The organism is Bacillus solitudinis (assembly GCF_002797395.1).
Taxonomy (GTDB): Bacteria; Bacillota; Bacilli; order Bacillales; family Bacillaceae_D; genus Halalkalibacter_A; species Halalkalibacter_A solitudinis.
Map to the genome: position 1 here is coordinate 2418070 of NZ_KZ454943.1, position 20627 is coordinate 2438696.

Annotated in this window: 18 protein-coding genes and 1 riboswitch; of the genes, 14 read left to right on the forward strand and 4 right to left on the reverse strand. The window is 38.7% G+C overall.

Annotation, left to right across the window (positions count from 1 at the left end):
- Positions 1-13: 13 nt before the first annotated feature.
- Both CEF19_RS24270 and CEF19_RS11655 read right to left on the reverse strand, forming a co-directional pair.
- Positions 14-118, reverse strand: a complete 105-nt coding sequence (locus CEF19_RS24270; protein WP_406565350.1) for an EYxxD motif small membrane protein — start codon at positions 116-118, stop codon at positions 14-16.
- A 123-nt stretch (positions 119-241) separates the two neighbouring features.
- Positions 242-508, reverse strand: coding sequence for a YgaP family membrane protein (locus CEF19_RS11655; protein ID WP_100406202.1), 267 nt, complete (start codon positions 506-508; stop codon positions 242-244).
- Between the two features lie 135 nt (positions 509-643).
- On the opposite strand from CEF19_RS11655, the gene CEF19_RS11660 reads away from it, so the two are divergent.
- The 7 genes from CEF19_RS11660 (at position 644) to CEF19_RS11695 (ending at position 7779) form a co-directional block, all read left to right on the forward strand.
- The gene (locus CEF19_RS11660) at positions 644-2383 is read left to right on the forward strand and encodes an adenine deaminase C-terminal domain-containing protein (RefSeq protein WP_100408290.1); all 1740 of its coding nucleotides are present in this window, start codon (positions 644-646) and stop codon (positions 2381-2383) included.
- Positions 2384-2434: 51 nt separating this feature from the next.
- Positions 2435-3481: a DUF3048 domain-containing protein gene (locus tag CEF19_RS11665; RefSeq protein ID WP_100406203.1), complete on the forward strand. Its 1047-nt coding sequence runs from the start codon at positions 2435-2437 to the stop codon at positions 3479-3481.
- Between the two features lie 20 nt (positions 3482-3501).
- Positions 3502-3813, forward strand: a complete 312-nt coding sequence (locus tag CEF19_RS11670; protein WP_100406204.1) for a YerC/YecD family TrpR-related protein — start codon at positions 3502-3504, stop codon at positions 3811-3813.
- A gap of 122 nt (positions 3814-3935) precedes the next feature.
- The gene (gene ade / locus CEF19_RS11675) at positions 3936-5642 is read left to right on the forward strand and encodes an adenine deaminase (RefSeq protein WP_100406205.1); all 1707 of its coding nucleotides are present in this window, start codon (positions 3936-3938) and stop codon (positions 5640-5642) included.
- Between the two features lie 115 nt (positions 5643-5757).
- Positions 5758-6291 (forward strand): helix-turn-helix domain-containing protein, encoded by a 534-nt coding sequence (locus tag CEF19_RS11680; RefSeq protein WP_100406206.1) that lies wholly within the window; start codon positions 5758-5760, stop codon positions 6289-6291.
- Positions 6292-6340: 49 nt separating this feature from the next.
- Positions 6341-7273: an alpha/beta hydrolase family protein gene (locus CEF19_RS11685; RefSeq protein WP_100406207.1), complete on the forward strand. Its 933-nt coding sequence runs from the start codon at positions 6341-6343 to the stop codon at positions 7271-7273.
- Between the two features lie 179 nt (positions 7274-7452).
- On the forward strand, positions 7453-7779 hold the full coding sequence (locus CEF19_RS11695) for a YbjQ family protein (protein WP_100406209.1): 327 nt from the start codon (positions 7453-7455) through the stop codon (positions 7777-7779).
- Between the two features lie 197 nt (positions 7780-7976).
- On the opposite strand, the gene CEF19_RS11700 is transcribed toward CEF19_RS11695, so the two are convergent.
- Complete coding sequence (locus CEF19_RS11700; RefSeq protein ID WP_198510276.1) at positions 7977-9593, reverse strand: diguanylate cyclase; 1617 nt, start codon at positions 9591-9593, stop codon at positions 7977-7979.
- A gap of 250 nt (positions 9594-9843) precedes the next feature.
- Between CEF19_RS11700 and CEF19_RS11705 the strand changes: the two genes are divergently transcribed.
- The 4 genes from CEF19_RS11705 (at position 9844) to CEF19_RS11715 (ending at position 14457) form a co-directional block, all read left to right on the forward strand.
- Positions 9844-10635 (forward strand): (2Fe-2S)-binding protein, encoded by a 792-nt coding sequence (locus tag CEF19_RS11705; protein WP_100406211.1) that lies wholly within the window; start codon positions 9844-9846, stop codon positions 10633-10635.
- 218 nt (positions 10636-10853) lie between these two features.
- A riboswitch (cobalamin riboswitch) is annotated at positions 10854-11052 on the forward strand.
- A 19-nt stretch (positions 11053-11071) separates the two neighbouring features.
- Complete coding sequence (locus tag CEF19_RS23965; protein ID WP_264755132.1) at positions 11072-11203, forward strand: hypothetical protein; 132 nt, start codon at positions 11072-11074, stop codon at positions 11201-11203.
- 1 nt (position 11204) lies between these two features.
- The gene (locus CEF19_RS11710) at positions 11205-13400 is read left to right on the forward strand and encodes a ribonucleoside-diphosphate reductase subunit alpha (protein ID WP_100406212.1); all 2196 of its coding nucleotides are present in this window, start codon (positions 11205-11207) and stop codon (positions 13398-13400) included.
- A gap of 19 nt (positions 13401-13419) precedes the next feature.
- A complete protein-coding gene (locus tag CEF19_RS11715; RefSeq protein WP_100406213.1) occupies positions 13420-14457 on the forward strand; it encodes a ribonucleotide-diphosphate reductase subunit beta in 1038 nt (345 codons plus the stop codon).
- Between the two features lie 88 nt (positions 14458-14545).
- Here the strand turns inward: CEF19_RS11715 and CEF19_RS11720 are convergent, their stop codons facing one another.
- A complete protein-coding gene (locus tag CEF19_RS11720; RefSeq protein ID WP_100406214.1) occupies positions 14546-15319 on the reverse strand; it encodes an SIMPL domain-containing protein in 774 nt (257 codons plus the stop codon).
- 279 nt (positions 15320-15598) lie between these two features.
- On the opposite strand from CEF19_RS11720, the gene CEF19_RS11725 reads away from it, so the two are divergent.
- From CEF19_RS11725 to ligA, 3 genes are all read left to right on the forward strand, one after another.
- Positions 15599-16288 carry a heptaprenylglyceryl phosphate synthase gene (locus CEF19_RS11725; protein WP_100406215.1) on the forward strand — a complete coding sequence of 230 codons (690 nt, stop codon included), beginning with the start codon at positions 15599-15601 and terminating at the stop codon, positions 16286-16288.
- Positions 16289-16369: 81 nt separating this feature from the next.
- Positions 16370-18571, forward strand: coding sequence for a DNA helicase PcrA (gene pcrA, locus CEF19_RS11730; protein WP_198510365.1), 2202 nt, complete (start codon positions 16370-16372; stop codon positions 18569-18571).
- Between the two features lie 43 nt (positions 18572-18614).
- Entirely contained in the window at positions 18615-20621 is a 2007-nt protein-coding gene (gene ligA / locus CEF19_RS11735; RefSeq protein ID WP_100406217.1) for an NAD-dependent DNA ligase LigA, read from the forward strand.
- The last annotated feature ends 6 nt before the right edge of the window (positions 20622-20627 follow it).

Genomic DNA, 20627 nt, shown 5'->3' on the forward strand with positions numbered 1-20627 from the left:
TTTTTCAGGGCCATTATTTCACGCGCTTTCTCATAAAAAAGTAGATGGTTGCAACAATGCATCCAATAATTAAAATATAAATAAATAATGTGTCAGTGGCATACTCTTGAATATTCAAAGGGAAATGCTCCTTTCAAAAGACCGTATAACACTGTCTCCAAGTGGTACGGTCTTTTTTTGTAGAAAACGTTTGGGAATTATTTGTCACACAATCATAACTTGTTTGTAGCTTGACCATCTATTATGATGGGTTTATAGAGCTATTTTCTTGAGATGACTCAGTTTGAGTCTCTTCATTATTAGAACCCACTGTTAGCGATTGAAATACAAACACCATTGGACAGAAGCGAGTTATCCCTTCTGCGACTTTCATGCCACCCATTATGGTGGCAATCATTGGCAAAGACTGTAGTGGTTTACGAACCATTCTTGCAGTGGCCCAGGCTAACAGGCAGAAACCACAGGAAATTCTCAGTAAGGCATTTAAGCGACCGATATTAGGTTGCATTTAAATCAGTCTCCTTTCGTAGGACATAATTATTTCTTACAAATATAATGTTAAGAGATTTTACAACGGTAATGAGTTAATGAATGAAATCATGTTACGATTAAAAAACAGGAAAAAGAAATGGGTGATGACAAGATGCCAGAAAGAATTTACCGATGGACCAAGAAAAAGCTTCGCCAACAGTTAGCTGTTGTTCGTGGAGAAGATGCACCAAGTCTTGTCCTCAAGGGCGCAACGTATTTAAATTTTGCTCGTCGAAAATGGTTGAAAGCGAATATATGGATTTCTCAAGACCGGATTGTCTATGTTGGTGATGAAATGCCATCGATGTTAACAGATGCAGAAGTCGTTGACTGTCAGAATTCTGTTATTGTACCTGGATACATTGAACATCACTCTCATCCGTTTCAATTATATAATCCCCACAGTTTTGCGAAATATGCGTCCACAAGAGGGACGACAACACTGATAAATGACAATATGCTTTTCTTTTTGCACCTTGGAAAAACGAAAGCGCTTTCACTAATCGAGGCCTTAGATGAATTGCCGACAACAATGTACTGGTGGGCCCGTTATGATGCGCAAACTGAATTATCTGGGGAAGACATGTTCTCAAATTCGAAGATGAAGGAATGGCTTGAGCATCACCTGGTTGTTCAAGGTGGAGAACTTACCTCTTGGCCAAAGGTATTAGAGGGGGATGACTCCATACTTCATTGGATGCAAGAAACGCAACGATTAAGAAAGCCGATTGAAGGTCATCTTCCAGGAGCTTCAGAGAGGACATTATCTCAAATGGCGTTGCTTGGTGTGACGTGTGACCACGAGGCAATGACTGGTGAAGAAGTATTAAGACGTTTAAATATTGGTTATACCGCGTCACTCAGACACTCTTCAATCAGACCAGATTTACCAAGACTGTTACAAGAAATGCAGGAGCTCGGAATTGATTATTTTGGGCGTTGCCTCATGACAACAGATGGTTCACCACCTTCCTTTTACGAAGATGGTGTTATGGATAAGCTTATTAAAATTGCTCTAGAAAATGGTCTAAAACCAGAGGACGCTTACGGTATGGCTACGTATTATGTTGCTAGGTATTATCATATTGATCATAAGTTAGGGATGATTGCTCCTGGCAGAGTCGCACACTTGAATTTCTTATCGAGTCCTAATGACCCTACTCCCATCTCTGTATTAGCAAAAGGTCAATGGATGGTTCGAGATGGCAAAGTGAATAATGGGTTTGAAACATTTCCTTGGGAGGATTTCGACATTGGACCATTGGAAATCGACTGGGATTTACATGAAGATGAATTGAGTTTTTCAATGCCGATGGGAATTGAGATGACTAACGCAGTTATTTTAAAGCCTTATCAAATTCCAATTGAATGCAATGAGCGAACACTGAGTAAACAACACGATGAGAGCTTTTTTGTCATGATAGATAAACATGGAAAATGGATGATTTGTACAATGATTAAAGGTTTTGCAAATGCAGTTTCTGGCTTTGCAAGTTCCTTTTCAAATACTGGGGATATTATATTGATTGGGAAGGATCTATCTGATATGGTTGCAGCATTCCGGGCGTTAAAGGACCAAGGCGGTGGAATGACAATCGTTGAAGACGCGGTCGTCATAGGGTCCATTCCACTTCAACTATTAGGGGTGCTCTCAACGAAATCAATGCAAGGAATTATGGAAGATGAGAAGAAGTTTGTTCAACTATTAAGAGAACGTGGTTACAAACATGAGGATCCTATTTATAGTTTACTTTTCTTTTCTTCGACGCACTTACCATACATTCGAGTTACACAAAGAGGAATTTATGATGTCCATAAGAAAACGATACTCTTTCCTTCGATTATGCGTTAAACTATAAAAGGATTAGTTTGATAAATAATAAGAGTAAAGGTCGTGACTCTCATGAGGAAATTTTTAACCCTTTCTGCCATGAGTTTCTTGTTGGTCATCTTTACGGCATGTGGGAGCAAAGAGCAGACAACAGAAGTAACACCAATGCCCGATGAACCAGTAGAAGAAATCCAAGAAACAGAAGATATTGAAGAAACTCCAGTGTTTGCTAATAAATTTCCGCTAACAGGTATTGGGACAGAAGAAGAACTAAATAGGCGAGCGGTCGGTGTTACAATTAACAACGACCCCGCTGCAAGACCGCAAACGGGTCTAGTCAATGCAGATTTGGTTTATGAAGTACTTGCAGAAGGTGACATTACTCGATTTATAGCATTTTATCATAGTGATTTGCCGGAAAAAGTCGGACCAGTCCGTAGTGGTCGTGCCTATCACATTGATTTGATTAACGGATATGACGCGTTAATGGTCTTGCACGGATGGAGTCCTGAAGCAAAGCGTTTGTTAGAGAGTGGAAAAGCTGACTATTTAAATGGTTTATACTATGATGGTACTTTATTTAATCGTTCAAACGAACGTAAGGCCCCACATAATTCCTATATATCCTTTGAGAATATTATTAAAGGATTAGGAGATGAAAGAGGCTACGAATTAACAGGTAAGGTAGATCCTTTAACGTTTTTTGATAGTGAAGACGTTTCTTCAGGAGGAGTAGAGGCAAAGGACATTACGATTACGTATTATGGCTATCAAGTAGGGTATGTGTATGATGAAGTTAGTGGAATGTACAATCGTTTTAATGGACAAACCATAACTGCTGACCACGAGACTGGGGAAGAATTAACCGTTTCAAATATTCTTGTTGCAGAGATGGACCATCGTGTTTTAGATGATAAAGGCAGACGATCGATAAACCTTACATCGGGTGGAAATGCGATTCTTTTTCAAAATGGTGAGGCTCTTACCGTTGAATGGATTAATGAAGATGATCGGATTATCGCTGTAAAAGATGGTGAGCATTTGCCTTTAAAGCCAGGAAAAACATGGATTAATATCATTCCAACTTCTCCAGGTTTAGGTGAAAATGTTACGTATTGAGGGAAAGGTGTGAGGTTTAAGTGCAAATCGATAAACTTCGTGGGAAAGACTTAGATCAGCTTTTTAATGCAATTCTTTCATTGAAAGACTTAGAAGAATGCTATGAATTCTTTGATGATTTATGTACAATTAATGAAATACAATCATTGGCTCAACGTCTTGAAGTTGCGCGTATGCTCCAAAATGGTTATACGTATCATAAAATTGAAACGGAAACTGGAGCAAGCACTGCCACTATTTCAAGGGTGAAACGTTGTTTAAACTATGGAAATGATGGTTACAAGATGACACTTGACCGAATTAAAGAAGATGAGCTTCAAAATGAAAAGTAAACCAGTAACCTCCGACATGCCTTGCAGTTGGAGGTTTTTTGGTACATAATCAGTCAGTCTATGTGAAAGAAAACTTGAGGTTTGGTAAAATACGAATACTATACTAGAAAAGGGGTAAAGCGATGGAGAAGAGATTAGCTGTAGCAGCCAAGCGAATTCCAGCTGACATTGTTATAAAAAACGGAAAAATTATTGATGTATTTAATCTAGAGCTTATAGAAGAAGACGTAGCAATAGCAGATGGATATATTGTTGGAATTGGTGAGTATGAGGGAAAAGAGATAATTGACGCTAAAGGGAAATTTATTTCACCTGCACTAATTGATGGGCATGTTCATATCGAGTCTGCGATGGTCCCACCTGAAGAATTTGCAAGAATTGTTGTTCCGCGGGGAGTAACGACCGTGATGGCAGATCCTCATGAGATAGCGAATGTTGCGGGGATAGTAGGCATTCAATATATGATTGAGGCCTCACGTAACTTGGCTTTAGATGTGAAAATTATGGTTCCATCTTGTGTTCCAGCAACTTCCTTTGAACATAACGGGGCGACGGTCACTGCCGAGGAAATTGAAGAGTTATTTACCAAAGGTGAAGTCTATGGTCTTGGGGAAGTTATGGATTATCCTGCGGTTCTTAGTGGTGAGAGCAACATGATGAAGAAAATCAACGCGGCGACAAAGCATCAGCGAATCATCGATGGTCATGCAGCTGGTTTAACAAAAGATGGCTTAAACGCCTATTGTACAGTGGGGATAAGAAATGATCACGAGGCAGTCTCTTCACAGGAGGCGCTTGAACGACTTCGACGGGGTATGTACGTTCTTATTCGCGAAGGTACTGCAGCGAAGGACTTGGAAGCATTGGTTGAAGTTGTTACGCCATTTAATGCAAGGCGCTGTGTGTTTGCAACAGATGATAAACATTTAGACGATTTAGTAGAAGAAGGTAGTATTGATGCTAGTATTCGTAAAGCAATTTCTTTAGGTATTTCCCCTCTTCAAGCCATTCAAATGGGAAGTTTAAATGCCGCAGAATGCTTTCGTTTATCCGAGAAAGGAGCCATTGCCCCAGGGTATGAAGCAAACTTCATTCTCCTTAATAAGCTCGAAACCTTTGACATCGATGAAGTATATGTTAAAGGTGAAAAGGTAGCGAGAAAAAGCGAGTTTACACTTCCTGATCCTCAAAAGACTAATCCACCTTCATTCTTAACTGACAGTGTTCATGTAAAACCTTATCTTTCCGATGCATTTCAGTTAACGATCGATAATCCAAATCAGGTTCATGTAATTAAAACAAACCCAGGCTCTATTATGACGGAGCATTTAATTGAAAAAGTAGACTGTACGGATGGATTTTTTCAACCTTCAATTAAAAATAATCAGCTTAAGTTAGTTGTTGTCGAACGTCATAAAAAACTTGGGCATATCGGGATAGGAGTAATAAAAGGAATACCAATTGAAGACGGAGCCATCGTTGCAACCGTAGCTCATGATTCTCATAATATAGTCGTTTGCGGGACGGATGATCGCAGTATTGATTGTGCAATAAAACATATTATCTCTATACGTGGTGGTATCGCTGTTGTTAAAGGAGAGGACGTCTTAGCGGACCTTGCTTTACCAATTGCGGGACTTATGTCGGAGAAGCCCTTTGAGGAAGTCAATCATTCTTTAAAGGAACTAGAGATAGCCCTCAATCAGATTGGTTTTACTGAGAGTTGGAACCCATTTCTCACACTCTCATTTTTAGCTTTACCTGTCATTCCGGCTTTGAAATTAACAGATACAGGCTTGTTTGATGTAGAACAATTCCGTCACATTTAACAAAGTATTAAATTAGTCAATGCAAGTTACTTTCTTTTATGTAGCTTGTATTGACCTTTATCAAAATTTATATTATTATCATTTCATGAAATGATAATAATGAAAGGGGAAAAAAATGGGCCATAAAAAAGCAGATGTCATTCTTCACCCGGTTAGAATGCGGATTATTCAAGCACTAATGTCTTATCAAAAGTTAACCGTTCAGCAACTAGTTGAAAAGTTAGAAGATGTTCCGCAAGCAACGATGTATCGTCATCTGAGAATCTTGACTGACGCTCAAGCTATTAAAATTGTTGAATCAAATAAAGTCAGGGGAACGATTGAAAAAGTGTATGCTGTTTCCAGAGAACAAGTAATCATAACGGAAAAGGATATCACCGAAATGTCTTCTGAGGACCATCTCCGCTATTTTATGATGTATCAAGCAAACTTATTGAAGGAGTTTGAAAAATACGTGATAAAACATAACTCCGAGAACTTTAAGCAAGACGGACTCGGCTACTGGCAATCAACACTTCATCTAAGTGATAAAGAATTTGCTGCATTTTCTGAAGAATTAAAGGCACTTCTTGAAAAGGCAGCTGAAAAGAAACCGACACCTGAACGAAAAGAACGAACAATGGCAACAATATTTATCCCAGGTGTTTGATCCATAACAGAGGAGTCTAGATGCCAGACCCTTGAGGAGGCGATGAAAAATGGAAGAAAGAGCTGTCATCTTTGAGCATAAAGGTTCTGTACATGGGACGCTATTAAAACCAACATCTACCGAGCGATCACCTGCAATTTTACTTTTACCGGGATCGGGGCCACTTAACCGTGATGGAAATAAGGGAAGAATGAAATTAAACTTATACAATAAATTAACAGAAGCTTTAACACAGTTGGGGTTTGTTACACTTCGTTATGATAAACGTGGAACTGGGAAAAGTAAATGTAAGTTTCTTGAGGTAGGTTTTTGGGATTTGGTAGAGGAAGCCAAATCCGCCCTCGACTTTTTGAAAGAGCAGTCTTTTGTAGATGAATCGAAGGTATTCATTGTCGCCCATAGTGAAGGAGCAATGATCGCACCTGCTGTGGTTAAACATAATCCGGTTGCTGGTTTAATTCTATTATCTGGTGCAGCAGAGACGCTTCATGAGGCAATGGTGTATCAAAGAAGCCAAATAGTAAAAGAGTTAAAAGATGTAACTGGCATCAAAGGGAAATTACTCAGCTGGCTTAAAGTAGTCAATAAAATAGAAAAACAGGGACCGAAATTTGATAAAAAGATGATTGAAACCGAAAAGGATGTTATTCGGTTTCAAGGAGTTAGGTACAATGCAAAATGGTTTAGAGAGCATTACCACTATAATTTAATAGGTACATTAAAGGAAATTAGCTGTCCTGTTTTAGCACTAACTGGTTCGAAGGATCTTCAAGTCACACCAGAGCGAGTCTATGATATTCATAAACTTGTCCAAGGAGAAACGACAGCTGAAATTATTAAAGATATGAATCATATGCTTAGATATCAGGAGAAGATGTATTCAATGTTGGAGTTGAAAAAGGCATATAAAGGAATGGGTAAACAACCGATTTCCCCTCGACTCATTGAAGCCGTAGATAATTGGTTAAGACGCTATGTTTGAATGGATTAATTTCTTACTCTTGACCGTAGTTTTCATGGGACAAATAGGTGGAATCACTTTATTATTTTTTAATAAGACGTGGGCAATCCTTTTCTTTACTGTTTATGTGATAAGTTCGATAATTTTAATAACAATCTTCATTATTGAAAGAAAAAAAGAAAAAAAGGAGGAAATAGATTATGAAAATTGTAACTACTGAAAATATAGCAGGGTATGAAATTATCGATGTATTGGGGTATGTAAAAGGAAGTACGATTCAAACAAAGCATGTTGGACGTGACATCACTGCCGCTTTAAAAGGGTTAGTTGGTGGAGAAATCAAAGGCTATAACGATATGATGATTGAAGCTAGAAAGCTTGCCATTTATCGTATGGTAGAGGAAGCAAAAGCAGGAGGGGCTAATGCAATTATTGCAATGAGACTCCAAACTTCTACAGTCATGGGTGCAGCAGCAGAAATCATTGCATATGGAACAGCAGTTATCATCAAGAAGAATGAAGTCTAAGGAAGTTCCTCTTAATATTGCTTCAATATTATTCAGGTCTAGACTGAAAAAAAGAGATTCGTTGTGCTAACGCTTCTCAAACTAAAGATAATTTTAAGAAAGAGGCTATTGAAAAAGGTTGGTTTTACCTTTTCAATAGCCTTTCTCCCTATGAATAGCAATAAGTCGGTGGTGTCTGCCAATTTTAGAGGAAGCCCTTAAACAAACACTCTCTTAATTAAACGTAAAATTCGTTCAAAAACTTCCTCGGTATCAAAGGGCTTCACAATATAGTCATCTGCACCGTTTCGCAGTGCATTTAAAATATGTTCTTCTCCTTTACGACCTGTTAGCATCGATATTAAGATGTTATCCCTCGGGTAATTCTCCCGCACATTGACCAAAACCTCCAGCCCATCCATTTCAGGCATAATTCCATCTAATAAAATGACATATTTTTCTGTAGGCTTATACCACTCAGAGGCTAGAAATGTGACACCATTGTTAAACTCAATGAAATTTATTTCGAGATTTTTATTTGAGTTCCATTTCGATAGGTACTTCATAAGTACTTTACGGATTAAATAAGAGTCCTCGACAATCACGATCGTCAGTCTTAGAACATGATTCGAAGTTTGTAGACTTTGGTTATAAAAAGCAACTTGATTTCGTCCAGCATTTTTAGCAAAATAAAGTGCCTTATCCGCTTCATCTAATAATTTCTCTATATGAAGGTTATTCGAGGAAATAACAGATATTCCAGCTGAGAAGGTGACTTGAAACCTAGTATCATTGGCAAGAAAGTCTTTCTGTTTAAGCGCTTCTTGAAGCTTTGCCATCTGAGCTTTGGTTTGTTCTCTAGTTGTATTTGGTAAGAGAATGACAAACTCTTCTCCCCCATAACGACAGATGATATCTTGCTCTCTTTTTATGCTCTGGGCCAATGAAGCGAATTCTCGTAACACTTCATCTCCAACAATATGTCCATAGGTATCATTAACAAATTTAAAGTGGTCAAGGTCGAGAAGAATAATTGAATACATCCCTCGATCCTTTCTAAACAAATTAAAGTAATGAATGATTTGAGTATTCATATATTTGCGGTTATATAGCCCGGTTAATTCATCGGTAATGACATATTTCTCTACTTCTTTCCGATGAGCTAAACGATTATAAACATTAGCAATAAAAAGATCTTGATCAATTGGTTTTGGGATAAAATCGATTGCACCAAGTTGATAAGCCATTAAACGATTAGCCTTATTATCTGCAGCGCTAATCAGTGCAATGGGAATGTAACTCTTTCTAGCCTTCACAACAATGTTTTGAAGAATAGTAAAACCATCAATGTCAGGCAAGTGAATATCAATCAATATAAGGGAGGGCTTAAAGTCATAAATCATCTCTAAGGCACGCTTCCCATTAGGGGCAACAATGACAAGAAAGCCTTCATTTTCTAGCAATTGTTTTGCAAGGGTGACAAAAGTAACATCATCGTCCACAAGTAAAATAAAATCTTCTTTACTAAGTTCTGTGCCGTCAGAATCAAGAAGATCCAATACATTCGTAACTTTGACTTTATCTACAAGTGAAATAATGGAAGAAGTATATTGTTGCCACTCCCTTTTGGACCAAAGAGTCCTTTCATGGCTATGAAAAGTTTCGATCATATCTGATAGGGCTGTAGAAATGGCATAAAGTTTTTCTTTTTCGGAAAGCTCTTTTATAGTATGGAGAAATTGATATAACTCATTGTGTGTTATTGACTCACGACATAACCAACCTTTAAACGTATCGTCCATAAACTCTAGAATTCTTCTGTTTTCCTTACTCATAGCAAACCTCTCCATATTTCTCTAAAATTGCATATTTAAAATTAATAAATATGGCTTTTTGTATAAGGCTATTATACCTTTAAAGTGTTATTTCTAGTGTTAATTTTTCTTTACGGGAAAGTAGCTATCCATAAAGATAACTAACAAGGTGTTCTTTAGTGAATGAATGATGATTTTACTTTATCAAATGTTGTTCTTTATGTATAATAGAAAATGATAATCATTCTCGTTTCGTGAAAGGATGTCTTTTATGCTTGATATCAATTCCTTACATAAATATGGACAGTTAATACTTGAAGACCACCAAAATAAAATATATGAAATAAGCTTTAAAAAGTTAAGTGAGCCAAACTCTTTAGAATTTGTACATAGATATGCCGAAAAGTTAAAGGCGCAAAAGCTTGAAGTCGCAGCAACGTACTTTTCTAGTTCATTTGGTTATATTTGTGCAGCTTTTCAAATGGTGCTTTCAACTCAAAACATGTCTTTGCCGATAAAACCTTCTACCACTGTTCAAATATTTCACAATAAAGAATATGATTATTATGCCTTAGCCTACAAATTTAATGAATGGCTACCAAATGAGGCCAAACAAGTAAGAGGAAGTGATTGGAGACGAGAGCAACTTACTAGTTTTTATCAAGGAACAGTGGCTCCTATTTTAATGTCACTCTCTCAAGTGACCGGAATTCGAATAAGAGAATTATGGGGACAGCTTCTCATTGGCCTCCATTATGGCCACCAAGTGGGTTTAGATAACATAACAGAGGTATCGCAATTAATTGCACTGAAGGAGGATTATAACTGGTTAATTCAGGAGGCTAATCCATCAATCTTTTTAAGTGACAGTCATCCACTCCGATTTCCACATCGGGAAGTTGAAAGCTTAAGGGAGCCCGATAAGATGATTCGAATGAAACCAACTTGTTGCTTATACTATGAGACAAGTGATTCAAGAAATACGAAATGCTATACCTGCCCCCGACTTTCTGAAGCGGAAAGAGGAGAGAGAAGGAAGAAGGCTTTGATGGCTAAGGGATGATTTTTCTGTTTAGAAGTTGTTATGTCATTAGAGAGACTCAGTTTTTTTCGAAGGTCAAAATTTTAATAAAGACAGAGTTAACAGGAGATTGGGAAGGAAATGATTGAAATTTCCTCAATCTATTTCAACCTCACTAGAAAAAATTTCTTGTAAACTAGTAGATGATCCATTAGTATGTACTGTATATCGTATTAATGAATCTTCAAAACAACTATATATTGATTTTGCGGAATAATTGGTGTCACGTTTGTGACTTAAAAGGGAATCTGGTGAAAATCCAGGACTGTCCCCGCAACTGTAAGTGTGGACGAAATGAGGCAACCACTGTGTAAATGTGCTAGAGATGGTGTTTACATGGGAAGGCTCAAAGTAGGGTGAAGCACGAGTCAGGAGACCTGCCATTATTCCTCAGTCAGCTATCTTCGGGGGATGAGAAGTGAGACGGCATGATAAAGTATTTGAACAAATTGTTCAAGCTGTCTTCAATACTCTCAGGTTGCCGTTTTACGCTCTTTCTCATACCGAGGAAGAGCGTTTTTTAATAGTAGACGAAAAAAGGAGAATGTGAGATGACAGTATTAATCAAAGATTCAATTGTAAGTGTAGAGACGGAGTTACGAAAGAGCTTTCCACATTTAGAACTGGACCAATGGGTTAACAATCTTCGTGAGCATCATTCATGGGAACAAGGAGCGTTACAAGCGTTAAACTACTTAGATGTTGATAATCCCGATTGGACATATGTTGCAGCAAGAAGTTACTTGCTATTTTTACGTGAACAAGTAAAGGAGTCACGGAGTAACAAAACGGAACGAGTTTATGACACGTTTGCTGGGATGGTTATTGAGCAAATCGATAAAGGAATTTATGACAGTCGCCTGCAAAGCTATTCCTTAACTGAATTAGAAAAACTATCACAAATACTTGATGACAAGCAGGATGAGAGGTTTACATATATAGGTTTAAAAACATTGGCAGATCGCTATTTAACAAAAGACTTTTCTGGTAGGTTAATTGAATTACCTCAAGAGAGATGGATGATTATTGCAATGATGTTGATGGTGAATGAGCCTGAGCATCAAAGGTTAGCACTTATTAAAGAAAGCTACTGGGCGCTCTCCCATCTCTATATGACAGTTGCGACCCCAACTTTAGCTAATGCGGGTAAAAAGGATGGTCAATTGTCGAGTTGTTTTATTGATACGGTTGAGGATGACTTACGTGGCATCTTTGATAGCTGTACCGATGCGGCCACTGTTAGTAAAAATGGTGGGGGCCTAGGTGTCTATTTAGGAAAAATTCGTGCAAAAGGGTCTTCAATTCGCGGCTTTCAAAATGTCTCATCAGGGGTTATTCCTTGGATGAAGCAATTAAATAACGTTGCGGTTAGCGTTGATCAATTAGGGCAACGACAAGGTGCGATTGCAGTCTATCTCGATGTATGGCATAAGGATATTCTCGCATTCTTAGATGCGAAACTAAATAATGGCGATGAACGTCAACGCACACATGATTTATTTACAGCGCTCTCGATTCCGGATGTATTTATGGAAGCTGTAGAAGCAAGGGATTCTTGGTATTTATTTGACCCTCATGAAGTAAGAGAAAAAATGGGATTCTCTCTTGAGGATAGCTATGATGAGCAACCAGGATCAGGTAGCTTTCGTGAACGGTATCATCTATGTATTGAAAATGTTGCGCTATCAAGAACAGAGTTGCCGGCTATTGAAATAATGAAACGAGTGATGATGTCTCAGCTTGAAACGGGCAGTCCGTTTATGTTTTACCGTGATACTGCTAATCGCTTAAATCCGAATCGCCATCAAGGGATGATTTATGGATCCAACCTTTGCACTGAGATTATGCAAAATATGAGTGCGACACATATCCTTGAGGAAGAGTTGGAAGATGGAAAAATTACGATAACGAAAGAACCAGGAGACTACGTTGTTTGTAATCTTAGTTCGCTTTCGCTAGCAACTGTTATGAAGGATGAAGTACTAGAACGCGTTGTGCAGATCCAGGTTAGAATGCTAGATAATGTTATTGATATTAATCGTTTAGAGGTGAAACAAGCACAACAGACCAATCAAAAGTATCGTGCAATAGGTCTTGGAACATACGGCTGGCATCACTATCTTGCCATAAAGGGGATAAGATGGGAGTCTGAGGAAGCGGTCCAAGAAGTCGAAACCGTCTACGAACGTATAAATCAAGCTGTTGTAAAGGCAAGCATAAATCTTGCAAAAGAAAAAGGAGCATATCCCGCTTTTGCAGGTTCTGATTGGGAAACAGGAGATTATTTTACGAAAAGACAATACACGTCACCAGAGTGGCAAAACATTAAAGATGAAGCTAAAACTCATGGGCTTCGTAATGGTTATTTAATGGCGGTTGCACCAAATGCAACAACTTCTTTAATTGCAGGATCTACTGCTTCAATTGACCCGATATTTGCGAAATTTTATATGGAAGAAAAGAAAAATTATCGTATTCCAGTGGTTGCACCTGATCTTAATGCCAATACGACCTGGCTTTATAAGCAAGCTCATTTAATCGATCAACAGTGGAGCATTAAACAAAACGGTAGAAGACAACGTCACGTTGACCAAGGTATTTCTTTTAACATCTATGTCCCAAACAATGTAAAAGCAAAAGAATTGCTAGATTTGCATGTGCTCGCGTGGAAAGAAGGATTAAAAACAACGTATTATGTGCGTTCAACCTCAACCTCGATGGAAGATTGCGAAAGCTGTTCAAGCTAATAGAAAGGGAGTCAGAGAAATGACCATACTTCAAACAAGAAAACTATATGACGTCACAGCACCAAATGCTTCGACGGGAATTATCAATGGAAAAAGCTCAAATGTCCTTAACTGGGATGATGTCAGATTTTCGTGGGCCTATCCACTTTATAAAAACATGCTCGCAAATTTTTGGACACCTTTTGAAATTAATATGACCCATGATGCAAAACAGTTCGCTTCATTAAGTGAAGATGAAAAAGAAGCCTTTAAAAAAATTATTGGTCTACTTGCCTTTTTAGATAGCATTCAAACTGATTACTCTATGCGAGTTACGGATTATTTAACGGATTCAAGTCTAGTCGCTCTAATGAGTGTCTTGTCGTTTCAAGAAGTGGTCCACAATCAGAGTTATTCCTACGTACTTTCGAGTCTTGTTCCTAAGGCAACGCAGGATGAGATTTTTGAATATTGGAAGCATGATCCGATATTGAGAGAGAGAAATGAATTTATTGTGAATGGCTATGAGGAGTTTGGTAACAATCCCACAGCCGAAACATTAGCGAAATCGATTGTTTACGATGTTATCCTCGAGGGAGTAAACTTTTACTCTGGATTTGCATTTTTCTACAATTTAGCGCGTCATCAAAAAATGGTTTCTACATCAACAATGATTAACTACATTAATCGAGATGAACAGCTACATGTTTATTTGTTTACAAACCTTTTTAAAGAGTTATTAAAGGAAAACCCAGAGCTTGATAATAAGGAAATGACTCAATTTGTTCGAGAATCCTTAATCTCTGCAGCTGAACTTGAAATTAAATGGTTTCGTTATATTATTGGTGAGAAAATGGAGGGAATTAATAGAGAGGAAATGGAGCAATACATTAAGTTTATAGCGAATAAGCGATCCATTCAGCTTGGCTATGATCATGTCTTTCCAGAATGTCGTAAGAACACAATGCGTTGGATTAAAGCCTATGAGGATGTAAATGCGGCAAAGAGTGATTTCTTCGAACAGAAATCACGCCAATATGCAAAAGTGTCAAGCGATAACGGGTTTGATGAGTTGTAATTTGAAGGCCATTGAAAAAGGTATGATTTTCACCTTTTTCAATGGCCTCATGATTTTTACCTTGGCCCTTATGTTATCAGTAGCAAGTTTAGTTCTTTAAACTATAGACAATGTCTACATGCTGTGTGGCTTGCACTTCTCCCGCCTCAATTGATGTTTGGCCTTGGTTTGAATCATACTCTTCCATTGATTCTTCCTTCGCATAATTCTGCGTAGGGAAATTCATTTGAGCTGCTTGATCGGTAATTTGGATAATTTCTCCACGAGTTTTCCCCACACTTTCAGCGAGCACGTCAGCTTTTGTGCTGGCTTTTTCTACAGCCTTCTTCAAAGCTTCTTGCTCTGCATGGTCAGAATTCTGTAACCCAAATTGAATATGTTCGATTTGATTAGCGCCTGCAGCAGAAACGTGATCAATTAATTCCCCAACACGGTCAATATCATGAAATTCAACCCGTAGCATGTGTTCAGCACGATATTGTTCTTTCCCGGTTGTTCCATCAGCGTTGTAGTTCTGATAAGGAAATACATGAAAACGGGAAGTTTGAATCTGTTTTTCATCGATTTCGTATTTCTCCAAAACTTTACGCACGGCGGTTATTCGTTCGCTGACCTTTTTTTGTGCTTCTTCCGCAGAGGAAGAGGTTACCTGAGCGCCAAAATGAACATACGCCAAATCCGGCTTCACTTTTACTTCCCCAGTGCCACTAACGACAACCGTTCCTTCTTTGTAAGAGGAAGATACTGCCTCGGCAATATTAGGTTGATTTGTCGGTAGATTCAGTGCTAGTTGGAATATAAAGAAAGCCCCCATGATGCCTAAAACTATCCCACCAATTTTAATTGTTTTGCTTCTTGTCATTAGTATCAGTCTCCTTTATTTAGCTATTAATGAAACGATAACAACTTGGTTAGGGTTACAAAATTTTAATAGGAATTCCATAATACTTCAATTTTACTGTGTGAAGCAGTGGTCCTTCGGTAAGTCGTTAATTAACAAGACTTACGCCAACCTCTTAAATTTTTGGACAAAAAGAAGGGAAGACAATTTCCCTACTTTTGGTGGCGGGCGACAAGCTTCATTTTCTTTGATATAATGACGTTCAGAATAACTGATAAACGTAGGAGTTGAGAGAGCCAAATGCTTGAATACCAGGAGTGGCGTCATGTATTTAAATTAGACCCAAATAAGGAATTATCAGATGAACATCTTGAATGGATTTGCGAATCGGGTACAGATGGACTGATTATCGGAGGCACGGACGGAGTAACACTTGATAACACGCTACAATTATTGGCTCGTGTACGCAGGTATTCCGTTTCATGTGCTCTAGAGGTGTCTAATTTAGAGGCGATTACCCCTGGATTCGATTACTTCTTTATCCCATCTGTGATGAATAGCCAGAATGTGAAATGGGTGTCTGGTTACCATCATCAAGCCATTAAAGAATTTGGTGCGATTATGAATTGGGAAGAAGTTGTGATGGAAGGGTATTGTATCCTCAATCCAGATGCCAAAGCTGCGAAGGTTTCAGAAGCTAATACAAGCCTTACGGAAGAAGATGTCATTGCCTATGCAAGAATGGCTGAGCATATGTACAATTTCCCGCTCTTCTATCTGGAGTATAGTGGTACTTATGGTGACCCTCTCTTGGTTGAACGCGTTTCCCAGGTTCTTCTGAATACTCGACTTGTCTATGGCGGAGGAATTAACAATGTCGAGAAAGCCAAAGAAATAGCTAAGTTTGCTGATACTGTTGTTATAGGTAATCTCATCTATGATGATATAAAGGAAGCAGTAAAAACGGTTTCAGCCGTAAAGGAACATTGAAATAAAAGTAAAGGAACGATAAACTATAAATAAGAACATTTGTTTGGTGGTGAAGGTGTGCAAGGGAAAATTATTGAAAAGATGTTAGAGGGTTTAAATCCTGAACAGAGAAGTGCGGTGACTCATACGGACGGACCGCTTTTATTAATGGCGGGGGCAGGAAGTGGTAAGACAAGAGTGCTAACACACCGGATTGCTTATTTGCTTAGAGAAAAAGGGATTGCGCCATGGAATGTGTTAGCTATTACATTTACGAATAAAGCAGCACGCGAAATGAAGGAGCGTGTTGCTAAGCTTGTAGGTCCGATTGCTGAGGATATCTGGATTTCAACGTTTCACTCAATGTGTGTACGTATTTTAAGACGGGATATTGACCGAATTGGTTATACCCGCAACTTTACAATTTTAGATTCAGCTGACCAGCTTTCGGTCATTAAGCAAATTATTAAAAAGAAAAATATCGATCCAAAGAAATTTGATCCAAGAAGTATTCTTGGAACGATTAGTAGTGCCAAAAATGAGCTTAAAAAATCAAAAGATTTTTCAGCCATTGCCACAGGTCTTTACGACCAAACGGCAGCTGAAGTATATGTTGAATATCAAAAGCAATTGAAAAAGAACAATGCTCTTGATTTTGACGATTTAATTATGAAGACGATTGAACTATTTAAGCTTGTACCGGAAGTGTTGGAATTTTACCAAAGAAAATTTCAATATGTACATGTCGATGAGTATCAGGATACGAACAAAGCACAGTATATGCTCGTCCGAATGATTAGCGACCGTTTGAAAAATATTTGTGTTGTTGGAGATTCTGATCAATCGATTTATCGTTGGCGAGGAGCAGATATTGCTAATATTCTCTCGTTTGAAGGCGATTATCCGAACGCAACGGTTATTTTACTCGAACAAAATTATCGTTCAACGAAATTAATTTTACAAGCTGCCAATCGAGTGATTGATAACAATCGAAATCGCAAACCTAAAAATCTTTGGACGGAGAACGATGCTGGCACGAAGATTGGCTACTATGCGGCAGATACTGAACAATCTGAAGCGCAGTTTATCGTAGAGAAAATACGTGAAAATATCCGTTCTAGTACGTATACGTATTCGGATATTGCCATTTTATATCGGACAAATGCTCAATCGCGTGTAATCGAGGAATACTTTGTTAAATCTAATATTGATTACAACATTGTTGGTGGTACAAAGTTCTATGACAGAAAAGAGATTAAAGATGTCCTTGCGTATTTACGATTAATTGCTAACCCTGATGACGATATTAGTTTGCAGCGGATCGTAAATGTACCAAAACGAGGAATAGGCGCGACGACGGTTGATAAAATTGGTGCCTATGCAGGAGGAAATGATTTGTCGTTATATTCCTCTTTACAAGAGGTGGAACAAATTGGGCTTTCCGCGCGTGTTGTCACAAAGTTAAAGGAATTTTCAGAGCAGCTTGGACATTGGGTTGAAATGCAAGAATACCTATCAGTGTCGGAGCTAGTTGAAGAGCTGTTAGAACGAACAGGTTACCGTGAAATGCTTAAAAATGAACAATCGATTGAGGCGCAAAGTCGTCTAGAAAACATTGACGAATTCTTAACAGTTACAAACGAATTTGAAAAGCAAAATGAAGATAAGTCGCTTGTTGCCTTCCTGACTGACTTAGCGTTGGTTGCTGACATTGATAAACTCGATGACGAGAATGAAGGGCGCCCCAAAGATGCAATCACACTAATGACACTACATTCAGCAAAAGGACTAGAATTTCCGCTTGTTTTCCTGATTGGAATGGAAGAAGGGATATTCCCTCATAGCCGCTCTTTGTTTGAAGAGGATGAAATGGAAGAGGAGCGTCGTTTAGCTTATGTTGGGATTACACGTGCAGAGCAGCATCTCTACTTAACTAATGCTAGACTAAGAACACTGTATGGTCGGACAAATACAAACCCACCATCAAGGTTTATCGCTGAGATTCCCGAAGAATGCCTAGAGTCGATGAATGAGGAGAAGGTAGCACCTGCAGGGATGAAAGCATCAAGAAGTCTTACCCAGACCCCTTTAAGACCAAGTATCTCAAAGCCAAGGACAGCTCTGACTGGCGGTGACCAGTTTCAGTGGACGGTTGGTGATAAAGCGGAACACAAAAAATGGGGAACTGGTATGGTTGTTAGTATTAAAGGTGAAGAAGATTCTGTTGAATTAGATATCGCTTTTCCACCTCCAACAGGAGTCAAAAGATTATTTGCTAAATTTGCACCGATAACAAAAGTGTAATAGTAAACTCTGAATTGTAAACAATCTTGAAAGGAAGAAGCCGATGGAAAGAACAGAAGCCCAAAAGCGCGTAAAAGAATTGCGAGAGCGGCTCGAGGAATACGGTTATCATTATTATGTCTTGGATGCACCACTTGTCTCAGACGCAGAATATGACCGAGTGATGAAGGAACTAATTTCAATTGAAGAAGAATATCCTGATCTCATAAGTGATGATTCTCCATCTGTGCGTGTTGGTGGCAAGCCGCTTCCATTTTTTGAGAAAGTGGAACACCAGACACCAATGCTTAGTCTTGGGAATGCTTTTTCTGCTGATGATTTACGTGACTTTGATCGGAGAGTACGTCAAGCAGTTGGAGATGAAATTTCCTATACATGTGAGTTGAAAATAGATGGATTAGCGGTTTCATTACTATATGAAAATGGTAGATTTGTAAGAGGAGCGACTCGAGGGGATGGAACGATTGGTGAAAATATTACGGCAAACTTGAAAACCATCCCCGCCATTCCCCTTCGCTTAAAGGAAGCGATCGAGGTTGAAGTTCGAGGCGAGGCTTTTATGCCGAAACTGTCATTTGAGCGTCTTAACGATGAAAAATTAAAGGCTGGGGAGGAAAAGTTTGCGAATCCACGTAACGCTGCTGCGGGATCACTTAGACAGTTGGATCCGAAAATTGCAGCAAAGCGTAGCCTTTCTATTTTTGTTTATGGGATTGGGAGCCTACAAGGAAAAGAACTATCGTCTCATTTTGAAGGAATTTCGTATTTAAGAGAAGTGGGATTTAAAACAAATGAGGAAAGCAGGCACTATCAATATATTGATGAAGTAATTGCGTTTACGGAAGAGTGGCTTGAAAAAAGAGCAGATCTCCCTTACGATATTGATGGCATTGTAATAAAGGTCGATTCTTTATCACAGCAAAAAGAATTAGGGTTTACCGCTAAAAGCCCTCGTTGGGCTATTGCTTATAAGTTTCCTGCGGAAGAAGTTGTCACAACACTTCTTGATATTGAGCTTAGTATAGGCAGAACGGGGGTTATCACACCAACCGCCATATTAAAGCCCGTCCAAGTGGCAGGGTCCATCGTGAAACGAGCCTCCCTTCATAATGAAGACTTAATCCGTGAAAAGGATGTCAAACTTGGAGATTCGGTCGTAATCAAAAAAGCAGGTGATATTATCCCTGAAGTTGTTAATGTGTTGCCAGAGTTACGAGATGGAACCCAACTAGACTTTTCAATGCCAACTCAGTGTCCAGCTTGTGAAAGTGAATTGGTCCGTTTAGAGGGTGAGGTGGCTCTTAGGTGTATTAACCCACAGTGCCCAGCACAAATTCGTGAAGGGTTGATTCATTTCGTTTCGAGAAATGCAATGAATATTGATGGATTAGGGGAAAAAGTGATAAGCCAATTATTCGATCATGAATTAATTCGCGATGTTGCAGATATATATAAACTTCAACGTAAAGAACTTTTAGAACTTGAACGAATGGGTGAGAAGTCAGTCGATAATTTGCTTGAAGCAATAGAAGCAACTAAGTCGAATTCGTTGGAACGTTTACTCTTTGGACTTGGGATACGATTTGTTGGAGCAAAAGCCGCTAAAACACTTGCCATCGAGTTTAAGACGATTGAAAAACTCTCTCAAGCAACAAAAGAAGAACTTGAAGCCGTTAATGAGATTGGCGAGAAAATGGCTTCCTCGCTCGTGCGCTACTTTAAAAAGCCGGAAGTCTCCGCTTTAATTGAGGAGCTCCGTCAATTAGGGGTCAATCTCTCCTATACGGGTCCGGTCAATGTTGCACAGGTAACAGACAATCCTTTTAAAGATAAGACGGTTGTCCTAACTGGGAAGCTACATCAATTATCACGTGATGAAGCAAAAGATGCGATTGAAGCATTAGGCGGCAAAGTAACTGGAAGTGTTAGTAAAAAAACAGATCTCGTCGTTGCCGGGGAGGATGCAGGTTCTAAGTTGAAAAAAGCAGAGGAATTAAATATTACAGTGTTGGATGAAATACAATTATTAGAAATTATAGGTCAAAAATAGAGAGGA

What these genes read in the sequence shown, in the direction of transcription:
- CEF19_RS11655 (WP_100406202.1), bottom strand. Translation starts at nt 508, where the DNA reads ATGCAACCTAATATCGGTCGCTTAAATGCCTTACTGAGAATTTCCTGT.
- CEF19_RS11660 (WP_100408290.1), top strand. Translation starts at nt 644, where the DNA reads ATGCCAGAAAGAATTTACCGATGGACCAAGAAAAAGCTTCGCCAACAG.
- CEF19_RS11665 (WP_100406203.1), top strand. Translation starts at nt 2,435, where the DNA reads ATGAGGAAATTTTTAACCCTTTCTGCCATGAGTTTCTTGTTGGTCATC.
- ade (WP_100406205.1), top strand. Translation starts at nt 3,936, where the DNA reads ATGGAGAAGAGATTAGCTGTAGCAGCCAAGCGAATTCCAGCTGACATT.
- CEF19_RS11680 (WP_100406206.1), top strand. Translation starts at nt 5,758, where the DNA reads ATGGGCCATAAAAAAGCAGATGTCATTCTTCACCCGGTTAGAATGCGG.
- CEF19_RS11685 (WP_100406207.1), top strand. Translation starts at nt 6,341, where the DNA reads ATGGAAGAAAGAGCTGTCATCTTTGAGCATAAAGGTTCTGTACATGGG.
- CEF19_RS11695 (WP_100406209.1), top strand. Translation starts at nt 7,453, where the DNA reads ATGAAAATTGTAACTACTGAAAATATAGCAGGGTATGAAATTATCGAT.
- CEF19_RS11700 (WP_198510276.1), bottom strand. Translation starts at nt 9,593, where the DNA reads ATGAGTAAGGAAAACAGAAGAATTCTAGAGTTTATGGACGATACGTTT.
- CEF19_RS11705 (WP_100406211.1), top strand. Translation starts at nt 9,844, where the DNA reads ATGCTTGATATCAATTCCTTACATAAATATGGACAGTTAATACTTGAA.
- CEF19_RS11710 (WP_100406212.1), top strand. Translation starts at nt 11,205, where the DNA reads ATGACAGTATTAATCAAAGATTCAATTGTAAGTGTAGAGACGGAGTTA.
- CEF19_RS11715 (WP_100406213.1), top strand. Translation starts at nt 13,420, where the DNA reads ATGACCATACTTCAAACAAGAAAACTATATGACGTCACAGCACCAAAT.
- CEF19_RS11720 (WP_100406214.1), bottom strand. Translation starts at nt 15,319, where the DNA reads ATGACAAGAAGCAAAACAATTAAAATTGGTGGGATAGTTTTAGGCATC.
- CEF19_RS11725 (WP_100406215.1), top strand. Translation starts at nt 15,599, where the DNA reads ATGCTTGAATACCAGGAGTGGCGTCATGTATTTAAATTAGACCCAAAT.
- pcrA (WP_198510365.1), top strand. Translation starts at nt 16,370, where the DNA reads ATGTTAGAGGGTTTAAATCCTGAACAGAGAAGTGCGGTGACTCATACG.
- ligA (WP_100406217.1), top strand. Translation starts at nt 18,615, where the DNA reads ATGGAAAGAACAGAAGCCCAAAAGCGCGTAAAAGAATTGCGAGAGCGG.